Source organism: Siminovitchia acidinfaciens (genome assembly GCF_003605385.1).
GTDB lineage: Bacteria > Bacillota > Bacilli > Bacillales > Bacillaceae_C > Siminovitchia > Siminovitchia acidinfaciens.
Map to the genome: position 1 here is coordinate 435,640 of NZ_QYTV02000004.1, position 20,392 is coordinate 456,031.

Consider the following 20,392-nt stretch of genomic DNA (forward strand, 5'->3'; position numbering starts at 1 on the left):
AAAGAATTGATTATTGATAAGATTGTCGGAAATTTAGAGGACATGGATCAAGACGAAATCAACAAGCGCCATATGGAGAAGGTATACCTTGAGAGCGCCAACTTGGTGAAGAGAATCCAGCGGGTAAAAACAGATCATGGAAATGAGCTTGGAATCCGCTTGAAAGAGCCGCGTGATCTTTTAGCCGGCGATGTACTATATATGGATGATAAAAATTTGATTGTCATTGATGTACTTTCGGATGACCTGCTCGTCATTAGCCCCAGAAGCATCAAAGAGATGGGGACAATCGCGCATCAACTTGGAAACCGTCACCTTCCGGCCCAGTTTGAAGGCAACGATATGCTCGTTCAATATGATTATTTAGTAGAAGAACTACTCCAGGAGCTTGAAATTCCTTTCAAACGGGAAGACAGGAAAGTAAAGCAGGCATTTCGTCATATAGGGCATAGCCATGGATAAAAACATCCTGTCTTTATTCCAGTTATGCGACTCAAATTTTCCAACAGGCGCCTTCAGCCACTCTTTCGGGTTAGAAAGTTATATCCAAGAGAACCAGGTGACTGACCAAGAGACATTTTATCGGTGGCTTCAGGTGTATTTGCACGAGCAACTCATCTATACGGATGGACTTGCCTGCAGTCTCGTGTATGATGCTCTGTCAAATGAAGATTATGAGCGTATATGGGAACTCGATCGACTGTTAATGGTTCAAAATTTACCGAGAGAAACGCGGGAAGGAACGCAAATGATCGGGAGCCGGATGCTTAAGATGGCCGAATCGTTATTCGGCCTCCCGATTCTCACCAAATACAGTGAAGAGATTAAGAAGAAAAATACATCCGGCCACCCTTCCATAGTATTTTCAATGGTCGCTCATGGCCTTGGAGTAACAAAAAGTAACACATTACTCTACTATTTATATTCTGCTATTTCCAGCCTGGTCCAGAACGGGGTACGTGCAATCCCACTTGGCCAGACGGCTGGACAAACGATCATACATCAATTTATGTCTGAACTGACAAAGGCGGTTGAAAAAATACTCACGCTGACCGAAGATGACTTCGGTATTGTGTCACCAGGTTTGGAATTATCTCAAATGAAACATGAACGAGTCAATATTCGTATTTTCATGTCTTGATTTTTTCAGAAATAGAAAGATTAAAGGAAGTGTTTCAATGGAACCAATTAAAATCGGGGTTGGAGGCCCTGTTGGTGCAGGTAAGACAATGCTCGTGGAGAAGTTGACCCGGCATCTGAAAGATGAAGTAAAAATGGCGGTTGTCACTAATGATATATACACAAAAGAAGATGCGAAATTTTTAATGCAAAACGGTGTACTCCCCGACGACCGGATCATCGGGGTAGAAACGGGCGGCTGTCCTCATACAGCCATTCGCGAAGATGCATCAATGAACTTCGCGGCCATCGATGAGTTAATAGAGCGCCATCCTGACGTGGAACTCATTTTTGTTGAAAGCGGCGGAGACAATCTTGCAGCTACTTTCAGCCCTGAGCTTGTTGATTTTTCTATTTATATTATTGATGTCGCACAAGGTGAAAAGATTCCCCGCAAGGGCGGACAAGGAATGATCAAATCTGATTTATTCGTCATAAACAAGACAGACCTTGCTCCATTTGTCGGTGCCAGCCTTGAAATCATGGAGAAGGATACAAAAGTATTCCGCGGGGATAAACCGTTTGTCTTTACAAACTTGAAGAACGAAGAAGGCCTTGACGAAGTCATTGACTGGATTAAGAAGCATGCTTTATTAAAAGGATTGGAATAATATGACAGATTGGACAGGCGATTTATCTTTAGACCTGGAAAACAGAAACGGAAGAACAGTTGCCAAGAATGTATATTTCAAAGGTGCCTTTAAAGTCATGCGACCGATTTACCATGACGACTCGGGACAGGTATGCTATTATCTATTAAACCCTGGGGGCGGATATTTAGACGGTGATCGGTATAGAATGAAAGTTTTCGCTGATGAAAACTCCAAAGTGACTTTGACGACGCAATCTGCGACGAAGGTCTATAAGACACCGACCGATCATGTATATCAGGAGACAGAGATTTCCCTTAAAAAAGGGAGTTATTTGGAATATCTTCCAGACCCGCTGATCGCTTATGAAAATGCCCATTATAAGCAAAAGAATGTTGTTCATCTGGAATTGGGGTCAACATTTTTATATACGGACATTCTAACCCCCGGATGGTCACCAAGCGGAGAAAAATTCAGCTATGACACGATTCAGTTGAAAACTGAAATCTATTTGGACGGCAAACTGGGTGTTTTTGATCATATCAAATTAGCTCCGGAGAAGAATTCGATGACAGGTCTAGGCTTCATGGAAGGCTACACTCATCTAGGCTCGATGATTGCGGTCAGCGAAGATACTGATAATGACCTCCTTGATGAATTATTTGAAATGATCCAATCAGAACAAGCAGACTTTAAGTTTGGAATTTCCAGACTAGCCATCCCAGGCTTAAGCATTCGGGTCCTTTCGAATTCGACCCAACTCATTGAGCGTATTTTTAACCATTGCCACAGAATCATAAGCGAAAAGTGGAACAATACCACGCCAAGTCCTTTAAGGAAATATTAAACATAAAATTCACTCTAGGACAGTACCTCCCCTGAGCTCAACCATAACAAGGGGAAAGCAACCAACAATATCCGGAGGAGGCTCACCCATGCCTGAAGATAAAAACGAAAATCCTGAAATTGAACATTTTGAAGTGGATACGGTATTTGATAATCGTGTACACGAGCGGTACTCTTTTACACTTAAAATTGAAGGGGACGAATACAAAGGGCACTTTCATGAGGATGAAATTCAATGGCTTCATCCCCACCCTAAACAAATGCTTGGTGAAGAGCAAATGGAAGCCATTGAATCCAAAATCCACTTATTAATGAGAAAGTACGGAATTGCTACCGATAGTGGAATAGAAGATTTGGAAATAACGTCGGCGTTTGAAGACACAGCACATGAGCGGAAGCAATTCACTCTGAAAGTGCATGGTGAGGAATATAAGGCCTTCATGACCGAAGGTGAAATTCAATGGTTCCATCCACACCCTAAACAAAAGCTTGAAGATGAACATGTTGAGGCAATTGAATCGGAAATATACGAAGAAGTAGCAAAAAAAGAGATCCAAGAGGAACAATGAAATTAGTAGGTACAAGAAGACTCATGCAAGATTAAGAAGGAAGGCTTGTCGAAAGCCTTCCTTTTCATATATAGAATCAATCCCACATCTCATATTTTCATGTTTTATCCAATTCTTCAATACTCCACAATATGCCAAATCTATGGTACCCACGATTTCATCGCATAGCAAGCGCAAGCCTTCGGCATCAAGGTGATCAAGCGAAAACCCGTCACAAAAATGCTCTTCTTGTAGAAACTGCAAAAAAAACAATGCCATGCGGTTATGAATACCATCGTACCTTTCAGGGCAGATATATTCTGACGGAATACTTATTGGGAAATTCCAAGTAATACGACACAAAAAACACTATGTCTACGGCCACCTGATTGGTAGTCGGGAAGTAGTAATAGACGGGCAGAACTGTCCCGGAAGGAGAGCCTTGCGTGATTCATTTATCCTTTTGCTGCTAAAGGTGGAATCTTGTCAGATAAGGAATCTACCACTTCCATCTAGTATCACGCCTCCTTTTTTCCACCTTACGGGCGGCGGCCGCCCAGGGCCACCGGTGAAAATTGGATGTCGTACACGCCTGCGGAAGCCCCTTGATAGGCGAGGTTAACTGAGCAGTTGATTTCATCCACTTTTCCTAATGGATCAACATGGCGAGATAGGAGCATTCCAGAAAGCATGTTAGAATTAACCAGTTGGAATTTTGGCAATAGAAAAGGTGAAAAGTATGTTGAAGGCTTATGCTTGGCTTACATTCTGTGTTGTCGTATGGGGCAGCAATTTTGTTTTCGGAAAGATATTAGTTCAAGGTTTCTCCCCGGCTATGTTAACCATGCTCAGACTTTTATTTATCGTGATGTTTTTAGTTGGATTATCCTTTCGTAGAAAAAACAATACACAATTGTATAGAGGAGATGTACTTGCACTCCTTTTTCTAGGAATTATAGGGGTATTTATCAACCAATGGTCTTTTTTTGCCGGGCTGCAAACTGCCGACCCTACAACATCTGCGTTAATCTTAGCAACAACACCTATTCTGACAGGGTTTTTGGCGGCCATTTTTTTAAAGGAAAAAATAACACTCCGCATGTTAATCGGATCCATCGTTGCAATTATCGGTATCTATTTCGTTGTAACGGAAGGTAAAATGTCATCTGTGTACATTGACAAAGGCTTATGGTGGATTGTTGTTACAATGATCACGTTTGCAATCATGATTATTATGACAAGGCTGCTCTCTCAAAGGCTTGATCCGCTCACTATCACTTTATATTCGAATATCGTCGGATTCATTATCGCTATTCCATTCGCGTTTATACTGGACAATCCTATCCGTGTAAGCTTTGACCTCTCCAATTGGACCCTTCTCATTGGAACAGCTGTTATTGTGCACGGAGTTGCAACACTTATTTGGAACAATAACATCAGATATGTGGACGCTTCAAAAGCTTCAATATTATCCAACTTAGAACCTTTTGTCGCCATGGTTACAGGATTGATTTTGCTGGCCAAGCCGATCACAGGAGCGGAAATCTGGGGAGCTTTGTTCATCGTAGGAGGCGTCGTCTTATCTACATACCAAATGAAAAATAGATTGGCGGTCTCACGTTGGCGGGAAGGGGAATGACGAACTCTAGAGCAAAGCGCAAGCAGTGCTGTCCCAGGCAATACTCACGGCGAACTTTGATAAGGTGGTTCCTTAGCCAACGGGGCAAAGCGGCCGAATTTATCACATCGTGTGAAACATCCCCAATAATGCTCCATGCATCTTTTCGATGAGGTAACCATTATAAGAATAAGAGAAACCCCCAAAACCTTTAGGGGTTTCTCTTTTCCCTGATCAGTTACCTACCAATCGTCATGTCTACGTCTACGCTCTTCCCTGCATATGCACTCAAACTCGCGCTCACGCTCTCTCTCACGCTCACGTCTTACTTCGAAACACTCGCAAATTAACCTTCTTCTGCGTCTTTCCCTTTCTCCACCTACAAAATCATCTTCAAAGCACATATTTCGCACCTCCTTTACTACAATTAAAGCCAGCTGACTTGTTAATAATATATTGATGGTTGTCGAATTAGATTGGACAGAGAGTCTGGTAAAAGCGAGCATTTTTCTTCTGAAACAAAAAAGCCCTCATACAAAGAGGAGGGCTGCGCAACCTGAATAAGAGGGATGATATCCATTATCGGCGAATATTTTATTTAATTTAATACCTTGCTTGATACCTGATCAGTGAGGGGGGATTTGTTAGAATTCAGCCTTTTGAGACTTTCTGTTCTGCAATTTAAATGCCTGATTTATTACGTGTTGCTCTCTTTCAATAAAGCCCCGCTTTTTTTAAGTATTCCTTCGCCACTTTTTCCGGCGGTACGCCGTTCACATTTACTTGATAATTCATTTCACGCATCTCGTCATCCGTAATTTGGCCTGCCAACAGATTCAAGGCTTCTACAGCTTCAGGAAATTGTTCGGCAGTTTCTTTTCTCATGAGCGGTGCGCCCTGGTACGGGGGGAAAAGGTTCTTATCGTCTTCCAAAACAACAAGCTTGTAATGCTCGATTTCGCTGTCCGTCGAGTAAGCATCAATCAGATTGATATCTCCGGATTCGATTGCGCCATAACGCAGCTTCGGCTCCATCGTTTTCATCGAAGGAAACGCCAATCCGTACAGCTTTTGAATTCCTAGATACCCGTCCTCACGGTCGGAGAATTCCAACGTGAAGCCGGCTTTGATTTTACCGGAAACGGGGGCCAAGTCCGAGATAGTGGAAATCCCGTATTTCTTCGCTAGCCCCTCAGGCACCGCTAATGCGTACGTATTATTGAATTGCATTGGTTCCAGCAGTACGAGATCGAATTCATCCAACATGCCTTTTCTCGCCTGCTCATATACTTCTTTCCGATCTGTACTGACAGCCGTCTCTTTTAAAAATTCCGAGATGGCCGTTCCAGTAAATTCCGGATAAATATCGATGCTTTTGCTTGTCAACGCATTAAATAAAAAAGATGTTTTTCCAAGGCCTGGCTTCAGTTCAACTTGGAGATCAGTATTCTCCTCAATCAACACTTTGTACATGTTAATCAATATTTCAGGCTCGGAACCAAGCTTCCCTGCAATGACCAGTTCGTTTTTCTTGCCTCCTGCAGCAAAAGGGATGACGATGATCAGCAAAGCAGCAATGGCGATTACGCCTACCATGCCGGCTGATTTTTTAAAAGAAAGATGCTCAAACTTTCGAAGAAGGAGGTCAAATAAAATAGCCAAAAGAGCAGCGGGAACCGCACCAAGCACGATAAGGGCCGAATTATTCCGATCGATCCCAAGCAAAATGATATCTCCCAGACCACCTGCTCCAATCAGTGCGGCAAGGGTAGCCGTACCGACAATGAGCACCATTCCTGTCCGGATTCCTGCCATGATGACAGGCATTGCCAGCGGGAGTTCAACTTTCATCAGCTGCTGGCGTCCGTTCATTCCCATTGCCCGAGCAGCTTCCGTTAAAGACGAATCGACCTCTTTGATGCCCGTATACGTGTTACGCAAGATGGGCAGCAGTGCATATACAACAAGTGCGATAATTGCCGGAACTTTTCCAATTCCAAGGAGCGGAATCAACAGACCCAGCAATGCAAGCGATGGAATCGTCTGCAGAATAGCCGTAATGCCGATGATGCTTTCAGCTGCCTTTTTCTTCCTTGTTAAAAAAATGCCGAGTGGAATCGCTATTAAGACAGCAAAAAAGAGCGCAATGAATGACAACTCGATATGCTCAAGCAGTGCCGAAACCAATTCTTCTTTTCTATCTTGAAAAACCTTCATGAAACTACTCATTTTCCCGGCCTCTTTCATCCATATGGCTTGCCATATATTCAATGATTGTGCGCCTGTCTATCTGGCCTATCGGAATCCCGGCTTTTTCCACAAGAACCCGTTCATGCTTTGACAAGATGTCAAGAACTTCAGACAGTGATGCATCTGCAGGAATACAGTGTAATGCGCCGGACCCGTCCAAAGGAAGGATAATTGCCTCAAGGTCGATTCCTTCCTCCTGCTTATGTGCACCAACAAACTCTCGAACAAAAGGGGTTGCAGGCCCTTGTAAGATTTCATCCGGAGTTCCAACCTGCAGAGCCCTTCCCTCTTTCATAATGCAGATTCTGTCCCCAAGCTTAAAAGCTTCACGGATATCATGAGTCACAAAAACGATCGTCTTATTAATCGTCCGCTTCAGATGCAGCATATCGTTCTGCAGCTTTTCCCGGCTGATCGGATCGAGGGCGCTGAATGGCTCATCCATCAAAATAATCCGCGGATCAGCGGCCAACGCGCGGGCAACTCCGATGCGCTGCTGCTGGCCTCCCGAAAGCTCTCCCGGCTTCCGATCCCGATAAACAGCCGGATCCAATCCGACCATGTCCAGCAGTTCATCGACCCTGTCATGGACCTTTTTCCTGCTCCACTTTTTCAACTCCGGTACAATGGCGATGTTTTCTGCAATCGTCATATGAGGAAAAAGTGCAATCTGTTGGAGGACGTATCCAATATTCCATCGTAATTCATGTATATCGTAATCAGTGATTTTTTTATCCTCAATAAGAATAGTGCCATCAGACGCGTCAATCAAACGGTTGATCATTTTCAGTGTCGTTGTTTTCCCGCAGCCGCTCGGACCGATCAACACGAAAAACTCATTGTCTTGAATATGTAGATCAAGTTGGTCAACGGCTTTTGTCCGATCATCATATAACTTAGAAACTCTATCGAATTTTATCATGGGTTTCCTCCTTTTTGTCCGACCTAATAATAGCGTTAATTGTCCCAATTGGCGGAAGAAAAATCAAATACTATGGTTTTTAAATATTTTTTTTGGGGGTCTGACCCCTTTAGAAAGTTTTTGAATCCAATGGCCTAGTCTATCCGTACATTGCATAAAGGATGGTGAAAAAAAATGAATAATCACGAAATTGACTATCAAATTTTTGGAGATGACATGCAGTTTGTAGAGGTGGAATTGGATCCGGGTGAAACAGTTGTTGCGGAAGCCGGCAGTCTGATGATGATGGACGACCACATTCATATGGAAACAGTGTTTGGAGACGGTTCTTCTAAAGGCGGCGGGCTGATGGACAAGCTGATTGGCGCTGGAAAACGGGTGCTGACTGGCGAAAGCTTGTTTATGACGATGTTTACAAATGAAGGCAGTGGAAAGAAGCACGTTTCATTTGCTTCGCCTTATCCAGGAAAAATCATTCCGATGGATTTAAGTGAACTGAATGGAAAGATCATCTGTCAAAAGGATGCTTTTTTATGCGCGGCAAAAGGCGTTGCGGTTGGAGTCGAGTTTCAGCGCAAAATGGGGACAGGCTTCTTCGGCGGTGAAGGCTTCATCATGCAAAAGCTGGAAGGCGATGGATTGGCGTTTGTCCATGCCGGAGGAACGATTCATCAAAAAACACTGGAGCCTGGAGAAGTCCTAAAAATAGATACAGGATGCCTAGTGGCCATGACACGGGACGTAGATTACGATATTGAATTCGTCCGGGGAGTGAAAACGGCGCTATTCGGCGGAGAAGGGCTTTTCTTTGCGACGTTACGCGGACCGGGAACTGTATGGGTCCAGTCGCTTCCGTTCAGCAGGCTGGCCAGCCGCGTATTTGCAGCAATGCCTGCAGGCGGAGGCTCGAAGGATGAAGGCGGAATTGGCGGATTGTTTAATATGTTCAGTGATAGATAATCACGGAGAACCTCTCACTTTGTATTCAAATATTTTAAGAAAACTGTCCGAAAAGTCGTCTGTAATGATTTCTCCGGACAGTTTTTACTTTTTAAACTGATCCGATTAAACAAAAGCGACCATTGGTGACTGATTTCAGCTTCATATGAAGCGAACTGGTATCTATGCGACATTTAATCAAGTTTCTATCTAAAAAAGCAGTCATGGTGACCGCAAGATGAATTTTTCCGCTTACCCAGTCACTATAAGCCCTCCATGATGACCATGCGGGTCGCTTTTTCACCTTTACGGTCACTATGAACTCTCCATGGTGACTATGTGATACGCTTTTTCGCTTTTACGGTCACCATGAAGCAGTCATGGTGACCCAAAGATGGTTTATCCCGCTCACCCGGTCACTATGAACGCATCTGTCTCCTCGTCCCTTCGAGGTACGCATGAATGAATATGGCTCAGAGCTCCAAAAGGAGGTCGCCAGTTTTTAGGTGTGTTTTTGTTCACAATATAAGCTACCATGGCCTCAATCCTCTTACTAAAAACTGAACCGTTCTTTCCATCTCCTCTTCATCATTCCACTCATCAGGAGACAGAATGAAAAAGCGTGCCATCAAATGCCCGAAAATCGTTGAAAGGAACAGGCGAATTACCGTTTTTGTTGGCATTTCAACGACTTCTCCATTTTGCTGGTAATGCTCGACAATCCGCTCCATCCGTTTGTAAACCTTGGCCACGATATGCTCCTTGAATTGCGCCTGTAATTCTTTTTGAAAAGGAAGCTCCTGTACGACAATCCTAAAAAGCAGCATATTTTTCTCCATAAAAGCTGCCCTGTTTTTAATCATTTCCTTAAGGAAATCTTCCAAAGTATCATGGTCTTTATCCAACACACGATTAATATCTTTGATGACAAAAGGGGCAATCATTTTGGCCATCATCGGTGCCACAATGGATAAAAGCAGTTCCTTTTTTGTTTTATAATGACGGAAAATTGTTCCTTCCGCTACGCCAGCTTTCTTTGCGATTTCGCTTGTCGATGTGGCGGCATAGCCTTTTTCTGCAAAAATTTCAATGGCTGCAGCAACAATTTTTTTCTGCTTCGGAGTAAATTCCTCCCCTTCAAAATGTAGTTCCTCCAATAGTTGATTTTGCTCGAACATAAGAAACCCCTCGCTATATTTTTCGATATTTTCTGAGAGCTGCGATATTCAGTATCATGAATAATAACCCAAACCCGAACAGGACGAGTAAATCAAAAATGATTTCATCCATGCCCTGCCCCCTGACCATTACATCCCTTAAAGCATCTGCGGCATAGTATAAGGGTGTCATCGGACCAACCCAGCTCACCCAGCCCGAAATCGTCTCCAGATTGAACAACCCTGAGAAAAAAATTTGAGGAACAACAACAATTGGAATGAACTGAATCATTTGCAGCTCATTGTTTGCAAATGACGATAGTAAAATTCCGAGGGTTAAAGCCGTGAATGATAAAAGCAGGATGATCAACAGCAGATGCCAGAACGAACCTTCCATTAGCATGCCAAGTACGTAAATGCTGTAGGCAGCGATTATCGTTGCCTGAACAAGGGTAAACAGGCCGAAACCCGCGACATACCCTAACACAATTTCCCATTTGCGAAGCGGCGTTGATAACAGGCGCTCAAGTGTTCCCGTCGTCCTTTCTCTAATAAAAGATACTCCTGCAATAAGGAACACAAAGAAAAATACGAAAAACCCAAGAAGGACAGGGCCAAAATAATCGAATTGGCTCATGTCGGACGAACCGTGCAAGTAGTGGATATCCATGTCTGCCGCTCCGCTTTGGCCTTGCATTGGTTTGAATGCCGATTGCAGCCATTTCATCACCGCTCCATTGACGAGCGGGTCGCTGCCTTCAAGATATACGGATGGGGTCATCTGATCGAACACAAGGTAACCGTCCAATTCGTGCGTTGAAACAAGCTCTTTGGCCTTCACCTCTTTTTTTAACTCGGTAGTCTCGGCACCTTCAAGGTCCATTTTACCCTTGACTTGTTCAGGCACATTCACCAGTCCTATTTTTGGCGTGTAATCATCTCCGTTAAAAACTAGATGGAGCATCGTTAAAACAAGAATGGGTGCAAAAACTAAAAGACCGAGCGTCCTCTTATCTCTTCCGATTTGCTGCAAAATTCTTTTTACCAAAGCCATGACTCTCATGTGGCTGCACCTCCGTATACAAGAAAAGCTTCTTCTATCGAATTTGAATGCGTTTCTTGCTTCAACTCCTCTGGAGTGCCGACGGCAATAAGCCTACCCTCACGCATCAATCCCAAGCGGTCGCATTTCTCCGCTTCGTCCATGACATGAGTCGTTACAATCAGCGTCTTCCCTTCATCCTTCAACTGATGGAAGGCTTCCCAGACACTTTTTCGAAGGACGGGATCGATACCGACAGTCGGCTCATCCAATATTAATAACTCAGGCTGGTGCAATAGAGCTATCGCCAAAGAAAGTCGCCTTTTCATTCCTCCGGAATAATTTGATACCTGTTTTCCCAGGTGGTCGCTCAGTTGAACAAGCTCCATCACTTCCACGATTCTTTGTTTACGTTCTTTTTTCTTTAAACCGTATAATGCCGCAAAAAACTCAAGGTTTTCCCTGGCGCTCAGATCCATATAGAGCGCATCCGACTGAGCCATGTATCCCAGTTTTTCAATCAGATGCAGGGCAGGCATCCTCTCTTGAAAAACTTCAATTTCACCCGCTGAGGGAACATCCAGTCCCGCAAGTTCTTTGACCAAAGTCGTTTTCCCTGCTCCCGAAGGTCCGAGCAGGCCAAAAATTTCACCTTGTTGAATCTCTAGGTTAATATTCTTAAGAACTTCCACCGCTCCAAAATTTTTAGAGACGCCGCGGATTGAAACACAGGAATCATTCAATTTTTTCACTCCTCCTCCATATGAGTGATTACTCACTTTTTATTATAAATGAATTTTACAAAAATAGAACTGACAAAATCAGATTCCCGTGCCTTTGAGGTATTTTCACTTAACAGGTATTGGGGTATAATGAGGGGAGAAGCATCATAAGATCAGAATGACCGTTTCGGTGCTGCGAACACCGAAACGATCTGTACAATAGCAGGTCCCACCGGGGATCAGCACGAAGTTTAGAAAAGCGGAAGGCGCCGGACTATCGGCGACAAGCACAAGGCGAATTGCGAGGAGGCAGCTCTTCAGCCACCACAGCAATTTGACTTGTGACCTCGAGCCGATGGCGCCTGGCCGCCTCAGGACGCCACATCCTGTGGCTTCGGTGGCACTAGGACCTCCTGTCCGTCGAAGCTAGACATAACTTATTCTGTTTGAATAGAATAATTGGTCTACTCCTATACTTTCTTTACTGTGTACTAAAGCCGCCTGGAGGGTCATCTCAAAGGCGGCTTTAGTCTTTTTTAAATGACAGAATCGCCACAATCAAAACGGCAAACCCAATCATGGACGTGATAGATTCGTATACTGTCATGGCACCACCTCCCTCCTTGCGAGAAGTGTGCACAGACCGCCCTTGAGAAACCTGTTCTATTGTTCTTATATTATACCATTTTTTCAACAAATGCGAACATATGTTTTTATTTTGTTACTTTAGAACGAGGAGGTGAGTAGGTTGGAGCATGTTCTTGTCATCGGCGGAACGGGAATGTTGTCAGGGGTGACCCACTGGCTTGTTCAGCAAAATTACCGAGTGTCTATAGTTGCAAGAAACCGGGATCGCATGGAAAAAATTGATTGGCGAGTCGGAGATTCCTTCCGCCATTACGCCTTTGTTCGTAGACTATTGTAGCGAAACGGACCTTCGCAGCGAGATAAACCGGATCATTCGTGAAAATGGGGAAATTAAATTAGTTGTGGCCTGGATCCATTCAGTCGGAAAAAATGCTTTGTCCATCATTGCAGAGGAAATTTCAAAAAGCTGTGAAGACAAATGGAGGCTCTTTAATCTATTGGGCAGCAGTACAGATCTGAAAAAGGCTGTCGAGGAAGTTGAAGTACCAACCGGATGCCGTTATCGGCAAGTGCTGTTGGGATTTGTCATTGAAAATGGCCTTTCCCGATGGCTGACTCACAAAGAAATATCGGACGGTGTCATTGAAAGTATTCAAAATGATAAGGCTCTTCATATCGTGGGAACTGTAGAGCCTTGGGAATTGCGGCCTTAAGAACAAAAGCCTTGATCAGCCCCGACAAGCACAAGACAATCCCCGAGGAGGCAGTTCTTCAGCCACCACAGGGAAGCAGCTCACTTCAATCCCATCATGTGAAGCTGCCCTGAGTCTTCCTCGTGCAGCTTTGCTTTGATGTTCCAAGCCTTCCTCGAAAAAAAAGCTGTGCTGCCAGGAACATCGTCTTCTTTGCTGGCTTGTGACCTTGAAGGACTGAGCGAAGAGCTAGACTAAAAGATACTTTCATGGGAGGCTGCCTCCGCAATCCGCGGCAGCCTCCCTTTTTCATATCGTGTAACTCAACCAGTCGGCAACGCTGCCTCCCATTTTTTCATAAAAGCGCTGCGCACGGCGGTTGTCCTGAGCCGTCACCCACGCCATATGGGCATAGCCGTTTTCTTTAGAGTGGTTCTCGCAGGCTTTAAACAACTTTTGGGCCACACCCGTTCCTCTTTCCTCTTCAATGACATATAAATCATTCATGACTGTTATTTTTTCGGCTTTTGTTGTGCTGAAAGTAAAATACAAGGTAGCAAAGCCAACCAGCTTTCCATCCTTCTCGGCTACAAACTGAATCCCTTTTTCTTTTTCAAGCAGCATGTCAATTAATGCATGAACTTTTTCAATAGCCGGCCTTGGCCTTTGGTAAAAGTCCACTATGTACTCATACATAAGAGGTGTTAATTCTTCCCTATCCTTCGCTTGAGCAGCCCTAACATTCACAGACATATAAATTCCCCCATTTCATTGTGATAAATAAAAGGTTATAGTAAATCTGTACACTTAAAAAGATACAGTTTAATATATTTGGACCAGTACAAAATTGGGGTGAATTTCATGGATATATGTCCACAATTGGATAGTCAATCAAATGAACCGTTGTATTTACAGCTCTATCACTACTTCAAGGAGGAAATTCAGTCAGGAGGAATCCCTTCCTTCAAGCGCCTTCCTTCCATCCGTGAACTTGCCGATGATTTGCATGTTAGCAAAACAACCATTCAGACAGCATACCAGCAGCTCCTAGCGGAAGGTTACATCGAAAGCATAGAGCGAAGCGGATATTTTGTGGTTGAAATTGAAAACGAGCCATTCGGAAATCTTCCTCATCTATCGCAGCCGCCGTCTGTTAAAAATCACTTTTCTAGCGAAAAAGAGATTTTAATAGATTTTTATTTGTCAGGCACTGATGTGAATCATTTTCCTTTTGACAAATGGAAAACGTGCATGAATCAAAGCCTGGACCAGGATTTCCTTTCATACGGGGATAAACGAGGTGAGATTGGCCTCCGCTCGGCATTAAGTGATTACCTTCGTCAGGCACGAGCGGTGAACTGCACAGCAGAGCAAATTGTCATGAGTGCCGGAACACAAACAACCGTGAGGCTGCTATGCCAGTTAATCGGAACGGATGGGAAAAAGATTGCTATGGAAGAACCGGGGTACCAGGGAGTTCGTCATGTTTTTCAGGAACTGGGTTTCGAAGTCGTTCCTATCAAACTAGAGGATGACGGAATCAATCTTGAGGAATTGGAAAAAAGCGGCGCAAAAGTGGTCTACATCACTCCTTCACATCAATACCCGCTAGGAATGGTTATGCCAATTACTAAGCGGATCAAACTTTTACAATGGGCGGAAGAAAATGGAGGATTGATTATCGAAGATGATTATGACGGGGAATTCCGCTATCATGGAAAGCCCATTCCTTCCTTGCAGGGACTGGATGCCCACGGTAATGTCATTTATGCCGGAACTTTTTCGAAATCATTGATGCCAGCCATAAGAATGAGCTATTTTGTACTTCCTACAAGGCTATTGGATGGATATCAAAAAAAAATGAGTGTGTATGATCAAACCGTGTCACGGCTTCATCAAAGGTCATTGCAGCTATTTATGGAAAGCGGTGAATGGCAGCGGCATATTCGTAGAATGAGAAAGATTTACGCGAAAAAGCATGACCTTTTGCTTCATACGATAAAAAGCGTTATGGGTGATAATGTGGAAATCACCGGGCAAAACGCTGGGTTACATATTGCCATGCAGGTGAACAGTGCAAAAAGTGCCGATGAACTGGTTCAAATCGCAGAGGAAGCAGGGGTAAAAGTATACAGCACAACGGCCAACTGGATATCTGATCAGGAGCAGGGAACTCCGCTCATTTTACTGGGATTTGGCGGTTTGTCTGAAAAACAGATTATCGATGGGATTGAGCAACTTCATAAGGTATGGCTACCTTATTATCTATTGGAATAATGCTTCCTTTCTTTTTGTTATTGGGAAGCGAAGAAATATCGTATTGCAAAGTCCAGACTTAAGGATCACTGCACCAGATTGATCATTTTAAATAAAACATGACGGACAGTACAGGAAAGCTAGCCGCCATCAGTGCAATGACAGCACCCGCAAATTTATTTTTCTCATCTTTCCAAACCAATCGGGCGTATCTGATCGTATAGTAAGACAAATATAATGAAAATCCGATTAAAAGAAAATACATTTAATTCAGTCCCTACCTGGTTTATCAATGTCAGCCGGCTTTAGCTGTTCTCCAAAGCTCTCGATGGTTACGTCGTAATTCACGTCCACTTTAGCAGTTTGATACTTTTTTTCCCAATCATAATTTTTGTAATCCGGCATTGTCCAAAATGTCCGCCGTGCTTCTAAATACCATAAAAAAGGTTCGCTCTGAAACTCTTCTTGCGTTCTTTTAATGAAATCCATCGTTTCCTTTTCCAAGTTTTCTTTTATCGATTTTCTAAGCTTCTTTTGATTTGCTGGGTTTGTTGGGTAATTGACCAGACTGGGGTTGGAAAAAACTTGCAGTCTTATCGGGATTGTCACTTTGACTTCAGCCGGCGTTTTTTTCGTATTGATTTTCACCCTTGTTTTAGTAGGTTTTGTCATTCGCAATGTAATACGGTATTTATCGTTTACAGGATCGGGAAATGATTCAACAAACGTATGATTCAAAGCTTTGTGCCTTAGAAATAAGGCGATTCTTGTCTCCTTACCGGTTAATGAACCAACCATTTTTCCGTTTTTGAAAACAGCAGATCCAATCATTTGAACGGGATCCCCGGATTTCTGCGGAATTTGTCCTGGCTCATAATCCACCTCGTTCTTACTAACCGTTTCATTTTTATCAGTGGTTGCATAAATGGATAAAAAGAGTTCGCTGGACAAGCGTTGAAAGTATCGGTTTAAATTGGAGTAAGGAGCAAATCCCGTATCCCTCCAGCGTTGCTTCATAAAGGCATAAAATTTATGTGGGCGTGTCTCCAATTTCGGCTTATTTGCATGGATAAAGTCACTTGCCTTTTCTTTGCTGACGATTAGATTTGTTTCTCTCCTCATTTCTGGATCAACAATGGAGGAGGCAATAATATGGTGGAATAATTTTGTTTTTGCTAACTCTTCTCCAATGATAATGGTTTGTAAATGGCCAAAATCTAACCTTCTTGGAACAACACTGTTTGCCAACTCTTTGGCTGATAAGATGTCTGATGCGGTAAATGAAATGATATCGCTTGGAGGCTCAGTGGGGGCCGCACCGCCTCCTGTTGAGCCAACCTCGGGATTTGCAATTTGGAAAGTGACTTTAACAAGATTGTCATCAGCTTTATCGAGGCCAAGAACAACTACATAAGCCTGTTGTTCCAATTCGGCTTTCCCAAAGCACCCGGAAAGAAATAAGAATGGAATCATACTTAATAAAACAAATTTAAATGGCTTCACTTTTTCAGCCGCCCCTTCCATAAATCTGCAATCCATAAACAGAAAGGAAGTACAATCAATATCACTGAGCTATATTCGATTAATATGTTCCTAGCCTGTGTAACGTGGAAAACATTATCCTGCTGGATGCCGAGCAGAAAAGCCAATCCTACAAAAGGCAACAAGAGCGGTTCAAATTTATCCAGCCGCAGTGCTCCGGAAAAAAAGTAAGCGGACACATATAACGTAATGGCAAAATAGATGGCTGCTGCATGAATCCAAATCCCTAAAAATAACGATTCAATGTGGGTGGTAATTCCCCCTAGAGAAGCAATTCGAGTCAATTGCTGGTATGGATAAGCCATGTTGATAATTTCAGGATAATCGAAGACCATCACATATATAGCAATAAATAAAGTGATTGTTACGCAGGAAACTCCCAAACCTAAAAACGAGGCCAGCCGAAATGTTTTGTATGAGCGAACAAAAGGAAACAGGGCAGCAAACAAGATGATATTCCCCAAAACAGAGCTATGCGTAACACTTCCTGTGACCACTTGTTTGAATCCAGGTCCTGCAAACGGGAATATTTGCATCCAATTAACTTCATGGAAAACTGCGATGACAAGAAGAAACAAGATGAAAAAAGTGATCGGAATAATAAACCAGGCAGCTCTGCCAATCGCTTCTAACCCGCGTTTAGCTATTAAAAAGCTGCATGCAACCAGCAATAGGAACAAAAGCAATAGAACAGGCGCTTTTGGGTAAAACATGACATTTACAATATCGATATAGCTGCGGCTGTAAATGACCATGCCGCTAAAAATAATCAAAAACAAGATGAATCCAATGAACCCCCCAAGATACTTTCCAAAAAGATGGAACAAAAGCTCAATTAATCCTTTTTCGTGCTTTTTCATTAACCATAATAAGAGAAAAAAAGGGACACCGATAACAAAGGAAGAGAAAATCGGCATCATCCATGCAGCATTTTCCCCCAAATCAAATAAAATATTCGGCGTTGTATCTGTCGCCTTTATTCCAACCGATAGAAAAACCAATGAAAAGAATTCTCTTGTACCAATTTTTCCATCTGCTGCTTTCATCATGATTCCGCATTCCCCTCCGGCTTAGACGCCCTTGTTTGATCCTTCGGTGACATCGAAAATGGACGCAGCCATTGTTTCCAGACAGGGGGTCTGATGAGCATATCCTTTGATGATGGGAAATGAGGTGATAGTGGTGCAAAGAATGGTACACCGAACGATTTAATGGAAACGAAATAAGCAATAAAAAAACCCAAAAAGATGGACATACCGAAAAATCCTAAAAAGTTAGCAGCTAACAATAGAACAAAGCGTAACATCCTGATAGCAATGTTTAAGCTTACATCTGGAATAGTAAATGAAGCCAGGCCGGTAACCGCCACTACAATCACAAGAGACGGACTGACGATATTAGCCTCTACAGCGGCTTGCCCGAGAATTAATGCACCTACGATCCCAATTGTAGGTCCCAGGGTACTCGGAACACGAACGCCTGCCTCCCGTAAGATCTCAAACGTAACTTCCATAATAATAATCTCCATGATGACTGGAAATGGCATCTTTTCTCTAGTTGCAGCGATGGCGAGCATCAGATCGGTCGGAAGCATTTCAGCGTGAAAAGTGGTTATGGCTATATAAAGAGCAGGCGTAAATAAAGCAATTAATAATGACAATAAGCGGATCATCCGGATAAAGTTACCGTAGGGCATGCGTAAATACTGGTCTTCGACTGTATGAAATAACGACCAAAAAGTAACTGGTACAATTAAAACATCCGGAGAATTTTCCATCACCAATACAATGTGGCCTTCCATAAGAAAAGATGCAGCCCGGTCAGGCCGCTCTGTCGTCAATGTAGATGGGAAAATGGAGTACGGTCTTTCCTCTATATGTTGCTCCAGATTGGAAAGCGTCAAAACGATATCGGTTTTGATCTCTTGAATCCTGTTTTTTACCTTCTCAATTGTTTTAGAGTCTGCCAGTCCTTGCATATACATAACCGACACCGGCTGCGGAGCCCGTTCACCAATTGTAACAGTCTCCGTCATAAGCTTAGGGTCCCTGATCAGGTTTCGAATGAGAGAGCGGTTTGTCGCTGCCGATTCGATGAATGCGGCTTTTGGCCCTTTAATAACGGTCTCCGCGGTCGGCTCAGCAATGGATCGTTTTTCGAATCCAGTCGTTTCAACAGATATAGCTGCATCCAAATTTTCAATTATAATCACCGTATTGCCGTTCACCATGTCTTTTGCGGCATCCTGTATTGTTTTGACTTCCTTGGCATTCGCAGTTGTCAGGACACTTTTTATTAAAGATGTAATGAGTGCTGACTCTTGTATCGAGCTATCGGTTTTTTCCTCCAGCAAAGGTTTTACGACATGAGTATCAATCAGATTTGTATCCACTGTTCCTTCAACAAAAAGGAGTGTTATGTCCTTTTTGTAACAAGGCAGATGTAGATTGCGCAGTTTCAGAGCATTGTTGGCAGGATAACAAAAGGCTTCCTTCAGCTTATTTACATTAGCAAGCAAATCAGTTGTGAAAAAATCTTTCTTATCTTGCTTATCCTGTGTAGGACTTTTTGTCTTTTTGAACAAAGCCATAATTACAACCTCCAATTGCACCTATGGACATTTTTTGCTTTATTGCTAAATTCATACGCTTTTTTTATTCAGCTTAATTTACCGCCGAAATGCAATAAAACATTTGACTCTCACGCTGCGTGATACTTTATATTGTTATTTGAGGGAGGCAATACAATGAAAGTCAAAGAGGTTGCGGAGCTGACTGGAATCAGCGTCCGGACGCTGCATCACTACGATGAAATCGGTCTTTTGTCACCTGGACGCCGCTCGGAATCCGGTTACCGCGAGTATTCGGATGTAGACTTGGAAACCTTGCAGCAGATCCTGTTTTTCAGAGAGCTTGGCTTCCCTTTAAAGAAAATAAAAGACGTGTTGAACAGCCCGTCATTTGACAGGAAGGAAGCATTGATATTACAAAGAACAATGCTGCTGGAAAAGCGGTCCCGTCTTGACCAAATGATCCACCTAGTTGAAAAAACGATTCAACACGCCGAAGGAGAGATTCACATGTCAAACGAAGAGAAATTCGAAGGCTTCGATTTCAGGCATAACCCTTATGAAAAAGAGGCCCGCGAACGCTGGGGAGATAAAGCTGTCGATCAATCAAACGCGAAGCTCGCGGGAATGTCGGAAGAGGAGCAAAAGGCGATGGGTGAAAAAATGAATGCCATTTATAGGGAATTGGCTGCCCTTCGTCAGGAATCACCAGCCTCGGAAGAGGCGCAGGCCGCCATCAAAGAGTGGTATGACTTTTTAAACAGTAACTTCGGGAGCTATTCGCTTGATGCCTTTAAAGGATTGGGTCAGATGTATGTGGCTGATGAACGGTTCACGAAGAACATCGACAAGTTTGGAAAAGGATTGGCTCAGTTCATGTGTGAGGCGATGGGAGTGTTTGCGGATCGGATTCGCTGACCCTATAGCGATAA

At 43.3% G+C, this 20,392-nt stretch carries 21 protein-coding genes; 10 read left to right on the forward strand and 11 right to left on the reverse strand.

The features are described 5' to 3' along the window. Positions 1 to 6 precede the first annotated feature (6 nt). From ureE to D4T97_RS11960, 6 genes are all read left to right on the forward strand, one after another. Positions 7 to 462: an urease accessory protein UreE gene (ureE, locus tag D4T97_RS11930; protein WP_126050957.1), complete on the forward strand. Its 456-nt coding sequence runs from the start codon at positions 7 to 9 to the stop codon at positions 460 to 462. Beyond that, positions 455 to 1,141: an urease accessory protein UreF gene (locus D4T97_RS11935; protein ID WP_126050958.1), complete on the forward strand. Its 687-nt coding sequence runs from the start codon at positions 455 to 457 to the stop codon at positions 1,139 to 1,141. The genes ureE and D4T97_RS11935 overlap by 8 nt, the downstream gene beginning before the upstream one ends. Positions 1,142 to 1,178: 37 nt before the next feature. Then, entirely contained in the window at positions 1,179 to 1,790 is a 612-nt protein-coding gene (gene ureG / locus D4T97_RS11940) for an urease accessory protein UreG (RefSeq protein WP_126050959.1), read from the forward strand. A 1-nt stretch (position 1,791) separates the two neighbouring features. After that, entirely contained in the window at positions 1,792 to 2,616 is an 825-nt protein-coding gene (locus tag D4T97_RS11945) for an urease accessory protein UreD (protein WP_126050960.1), read from the forward strand. Between the two features lie 88 nt (positions 2,617 to 2,704). Then, positions 2,705 to 3,184, forward strand: coding sequence for a hypothetical protein (locus D4T97_RS11950; RefSeq protein WP_126050961.1), 480 nt, complete (start codon positions 2,705 to 2,707; stop codon positions 3,182 to 3,184). Between the two features lie 718 nt (positions 3,185 to 3,902). Further along, positions 3,903 to 4,802, forward strand: a complete 900-nt coding sequence (locus D4T97_RS11960) for a DMT family transporter (RefSeq protein WP_126051005.1) — start codon at positions 3,903 to 3,905, stop codon at positions 4,800 to 4,802. 693 nt (positions 4,803 to 5,495) lie between these two features. Here D4T97_RS11960 and opuFB read toward each other — a convergent pair. Together opuFB and D4T97_RS11970 are read right to left on the reverse strand one after the other, a co-directional pair. Beyond that, a complete protein-coding gene (gene opuFB / locus D4T97_RS11965) occupies positions 5,496 to 7,010 on the reverse strand; it encodes an osmoprotectant update ABC transporter permease/substrate-binding subunit OpuFB (RefSeq protein ID WP_126050963.1) in 1,515 nt (504 codons plus the stop codon). Next, positions 7,003 to 7,953, reverse strand: coding sequence for an ABC transporter ATP-binding protein (locus tag D4T97_RS11970; protein ID WP_126050964.1), 951 nt, complete (start codon positions 7,951 to 7,953; stop codon positions 7,003 to 7,005). Before D4T97_RS11970 ends, opuFB begins: the two co-directional genes overlap by 8 nt. Before the next feature lie 174 nt (positions 7,954 to 8,127). On the opposite strand from D4T97_RS11970, the gene D4T97_RS11975 reads away from it, so the two are divergent. After that, complete coding sequence (locus tag D4T97_RS11975) at positions 8,128 to 8,913, forward strand: TIGR00266 family protein (RefSeq protein WP_126050965.1); 786 nt, start codon at positions 8,128 to 8,130, stop codon at positions 8,911 to 8,913. A gap of 509 nt (positions 8,914 to 9,422) precedes the next feature. Here the strand turns inward: D4T97_RS11975 and D4T97_RS11980 are convergent. The 4 genes from D4T97_RS11980 to D4T97_RS21100 all read right to left on the reverse strand — a co-directional run bounded on the left by D4T97_RS11980 (position 9,423) and on the right by D4T97_RS21100 (position 12,420). Then, positions 9,423 to 10,070: a TetR/AcrR family transcriptional regulator gene (locus D4T97_RS11980; RefSeq protein ID WP_126050966.1), complete on the reverse strand. Its 648-nt coding sequence runs from the start codon at positions 10,068 to 10,070 to the stop codon at positions 9,423 to 9,425. Positions 10,071 to 10,083: 13 nt separating this feature from the next. After that, positions 10,084 to 11,112 carry an ABC transporter permease gene (locus D4T97_RS11985; protein ID WP_126050967.1) on the reverse strand — a complete coding sequence of 343 codons (1,029 nt, stop codon included), beginning with the start codon at positions 11,110 to 11,112 and terminating at the stop codon, positions 10,084 to 10,086. After that, entirely contained in the window at positions 11,109 to 11,834 is a 726-nt protein-coding gene (locus D4T97_RS11990; RefSeq protein ID WP_126050968.1) for an ABC transporter ATP-binding protein, read from the reverse strand. Before D4T97_RS11990 ends, D4T97_RS11985 begins: the two co-directional genes overlap by 4 nt. Before the next feature lie 505 nt (positions 11,835 to 12,339). Then, positions 12,340 to 12,420 carry a putative holin-like toxin gene (locus D4T97_RS21100; RefSeq protein WP_373315280.1) on the reverse strand — a complete coding sequence of 27 codons (81 nt, stop codon included), beginning with the start codon at positions 12,418 to 12,420 and terminating at the stop codon, positions 12,340 to 12,342. A gap of 229 nt (positions 12,421 to 12,649) precedes the next feature. Here D4T97_RS21100 and D4T97_RS11995 point away from each other — a divergent pair, with 229 nt between their 5' ends. Then, a complete protein-coding gene (locus tag D4T97_RS11995) occupies positions 12,650 to 13,114 on the forward strand; it encodes a Rossmann-fold NAD(P)-binding domain-containing protein (RefSeq protein ID WP_235872231.1) in 465 nt (154 codons plus the stop codon). A 288-nt stretch (positions 13,115 to 13,402) separates the two neighbouring features. On the opposite strand, the gene D4T97_RS12000 is transcribed toward D4T97_RS11995, so the two are convergent. Then, positions 13,403 to 13,846, reverse strand: a complete 444-nt coding sequence (locus tag D4T97_RS12000; protein ID WP_206435563.1) for a GNAT family N-acetyltransferase — start codon at positions 13,844 to 13,846, stop codon at positions 13,403 to 13,405. Positions 13,847 to 13,954: 108 nt separating this feature from the next. On the opposite strand from D4T97_RS12000, the gene pdxR reads away from it, so the two are divergent. Next, complete coding sequence (gene pdxR / locus D4T97_RS12005) at positions 13,955 to 15,370, forward strand: MocR-like pyridoxine biosynthesis transcription factor PdxR (protein WP_126050969.1); 1,416 nt, start codon at positions 13,955 to 13,957, stop codon at positions 15,368 to 15,370. Positions 15,371 to 15,452: 82 nt separating this feature from the next. On the opposite strand, the gene D4T97_RS20530 is transcribed toward pdxR, so the two are convergent. From D4T97_RS20530 to D4T97_RS12020, 4 genes are read right to left on the reverse strand one after another with little or no spacing between them, the layout of a single operon-like run. Continuing rightward, the gene (locus D4T97_RS20530; RefSeq protein ID WP_164525555.1) at positions 15,453 to 15,614 is read right to left on the reverse strand and encodes a hypothetical protein; all 162 of its coding nucleotides are present in this window, start codon (positions 15,612 to 15,614) and stop codon (positions 15,453 to 15,455) included. Between the two features lie 5 nt (positions 15,615 to 15,619). Then, positions 15,620 to 16,852 (reverse strand): Ger(x)C family spore germination protein, encoded by a 1,233-nt coding sequence (locus D4T97_RS12010; RefSeq protein WP_235872232.1) that lies wholly within the window; start codon positions 16,850 to 16,852, stop codon positions 15,620 to 15,622. Next, the gene (locus D4T97_RS12015) at positions 16,849 to 17,940 is read right to left on the reverse strand and encodes a GerAB/ArcD/ProY family transporter (RefSeq protein ID WP_126050970.1); all 1,092 of its coding nucleotides are present in this window, start codon (positions 17,938 to 17,940) and stop codon (positions 16,849 to 16,851) included. The genes D4T97_RS12010 and D4T97_RS12015 overlap by 4 nt, the downstream gene beginning before the upstream one ends. Continuing rightward, positions 17,937 to 19,481, reverse strand: a complete 1,545-nt coding sequence (locus D4T97_RS12020) for a spore germination protein (RefSeq protein WP_126050971.1) — start codon at positions 19,479 to 19,481, stop codon at positions 17,937 to 17,939. The genes D4T97_RS12015 and D4T97_RS12020 overlap by 4 nt, the downstream gene beginning before the upstream one ends. 156 nt (positions 19,482 to 19,637) lie before the next feature. Between D4T97_RS12020 and D4T97_RS12025 the strand changes: the two genes are divergently transcribed. After that, on the forward strand, positions 19,638 to 20,378 hold the full coding sequence (locus D4T97_RS12025) for a MerR family transcriptional regulator (RefSeq protein WP_126050972.1): 741 nt from the start codon (positions 19,638 to 19,640) through the stop codon (positions 20,376 to 20,378). Positions 20,379 to 20,392 lie beyond the last annotated feature (14 nt).

What these genes read in the sequence shown, in the direction of transcription:
- D4T97_RS11945 (WP_126050960.1), top strand. Translation starts at nt 1,792, where the DNA reads ATGACAGATTGGACAGGCGATTTATCTTTAGACCTGGAAAACAGAAAC.
- D4T97_RS11950 (WP_126050961.1), top strand. Translation starts at nt 2,705, where the DNA reads ATGCCTGAAGATAAAAACGAAAATCCTGAAATTGAACATTTTGAAGTG.
- D4T97_RS11935 (WP_126050958.1), top strand. Translation starts at nt 455, where the DNA reads ATGGATAAAAACATCCTGTCTTTATTCCAGTTATGCGACTCAAATTTT.
- pdxR (WP_126050969.1), top strand. Translation starts at nt 13,955, where the DNA reads ATGGATATATGTCCACAATTGGATAGTCAATCAAATGAACCGTTGTAT.
- D4T97_RS21100 (WP_373315280.1), bottom strand. Translation starts at nt 12,420, where the DNA reads ATGACAGTATACGAATCTATCACGTCCATGATTGGGTTTGCCGTTTTG.
- D4T97_RS12015 (WP_126050970.1), bottom strand. Translation starts at nt 17,940, where the DNA reads ATGATGAAAGCAGCAGATGGAAAAATTGGTACAAGAGAATTCTTTTCA.
- D4T97_RS11985 (WP_126050967.1), bottom strand. Translation starts at nt 11,112, where the DNA reads ATGAGAGTCATGGCTTTGGTAAAAAGAATTTTGCAGCAAATCGGAAGA.
- D4T97_RS11970 (WP_126050964.1), bottom strand. Translation starts at nt 7,953, where the DNA reads ATGATAAAATTCGATAGAGTTTCTAAGTTATATGATGATCGGACAAAA.
- opuFB (WP_126050963.1), bottom strand. Translation starts at nt 7,010, where the DNA reads ATGAGTAGTTTCATGAAGGTTTTTCAAGATAGAAAAGAAGAATTGGTT.
- D4T97_RS12000 (WP_206435563.1), bottom strand. Translation starts at nt 13,846, where the DNA reads ATGTCTGTGAATGTTAGGGCTGCTCAAGCGAAGGATAGGGAAGAATTA.
- D4T97_RS11960 (WP_126051005.1), top strand. Translation starts at nt 3,903, where the DNA reads ATGTTGAAGGCTTATGCTTGGCTTACATTCTGTGTTGTCGTATGGGGC.
- D4T97_RS20530 (WP_164525555.1), bottom strand. Translation starts at nt 15,614, where the DNA reads ATGTATTTTCTTTTAATCGGATTTTCATTATATTTGTCTTACTATACG.
- ureG (WP_126050959.1), top strand. Translation starts at nt 1,179, where the DNA reads ATGGAACCAATTAAAATCGGGGTTGGAGGCCCTGTTGGTGCAGGTAAG.
- D4T97_RS11980 (WP_126050966.1), bottom strand. Translation starts at nt 10,070, where the DNA reads ATGTTCGAGCAAAATCAACTATTGGAGGAACTACATTTTGAAGGGGAG.
- D4T97_RS11975 (WP_126050965.1), top strand. Translation starts at nt 8,128, where the DNA reads ATGAATAATCACGAAATTGACTATCAAATTTTTGGAGATGACATGCAG.
- D4T97_RS12020 (WP_126050971.1), bottom strand. Translation starts at nt 19,481, where the DNA reads ATGGCTTTGTTCAAAAAGACAAAAAGTCCTACACAGGATAAGCAAGAT.
- D4T97_RS12025 (WP_126050972.1), top strand. Translation starts at nt 19,638, where the DNA reads ATGAAAGTCAAAGAGGTTGCGGAGCTGACTGGAATCAGCGTCCGGACG.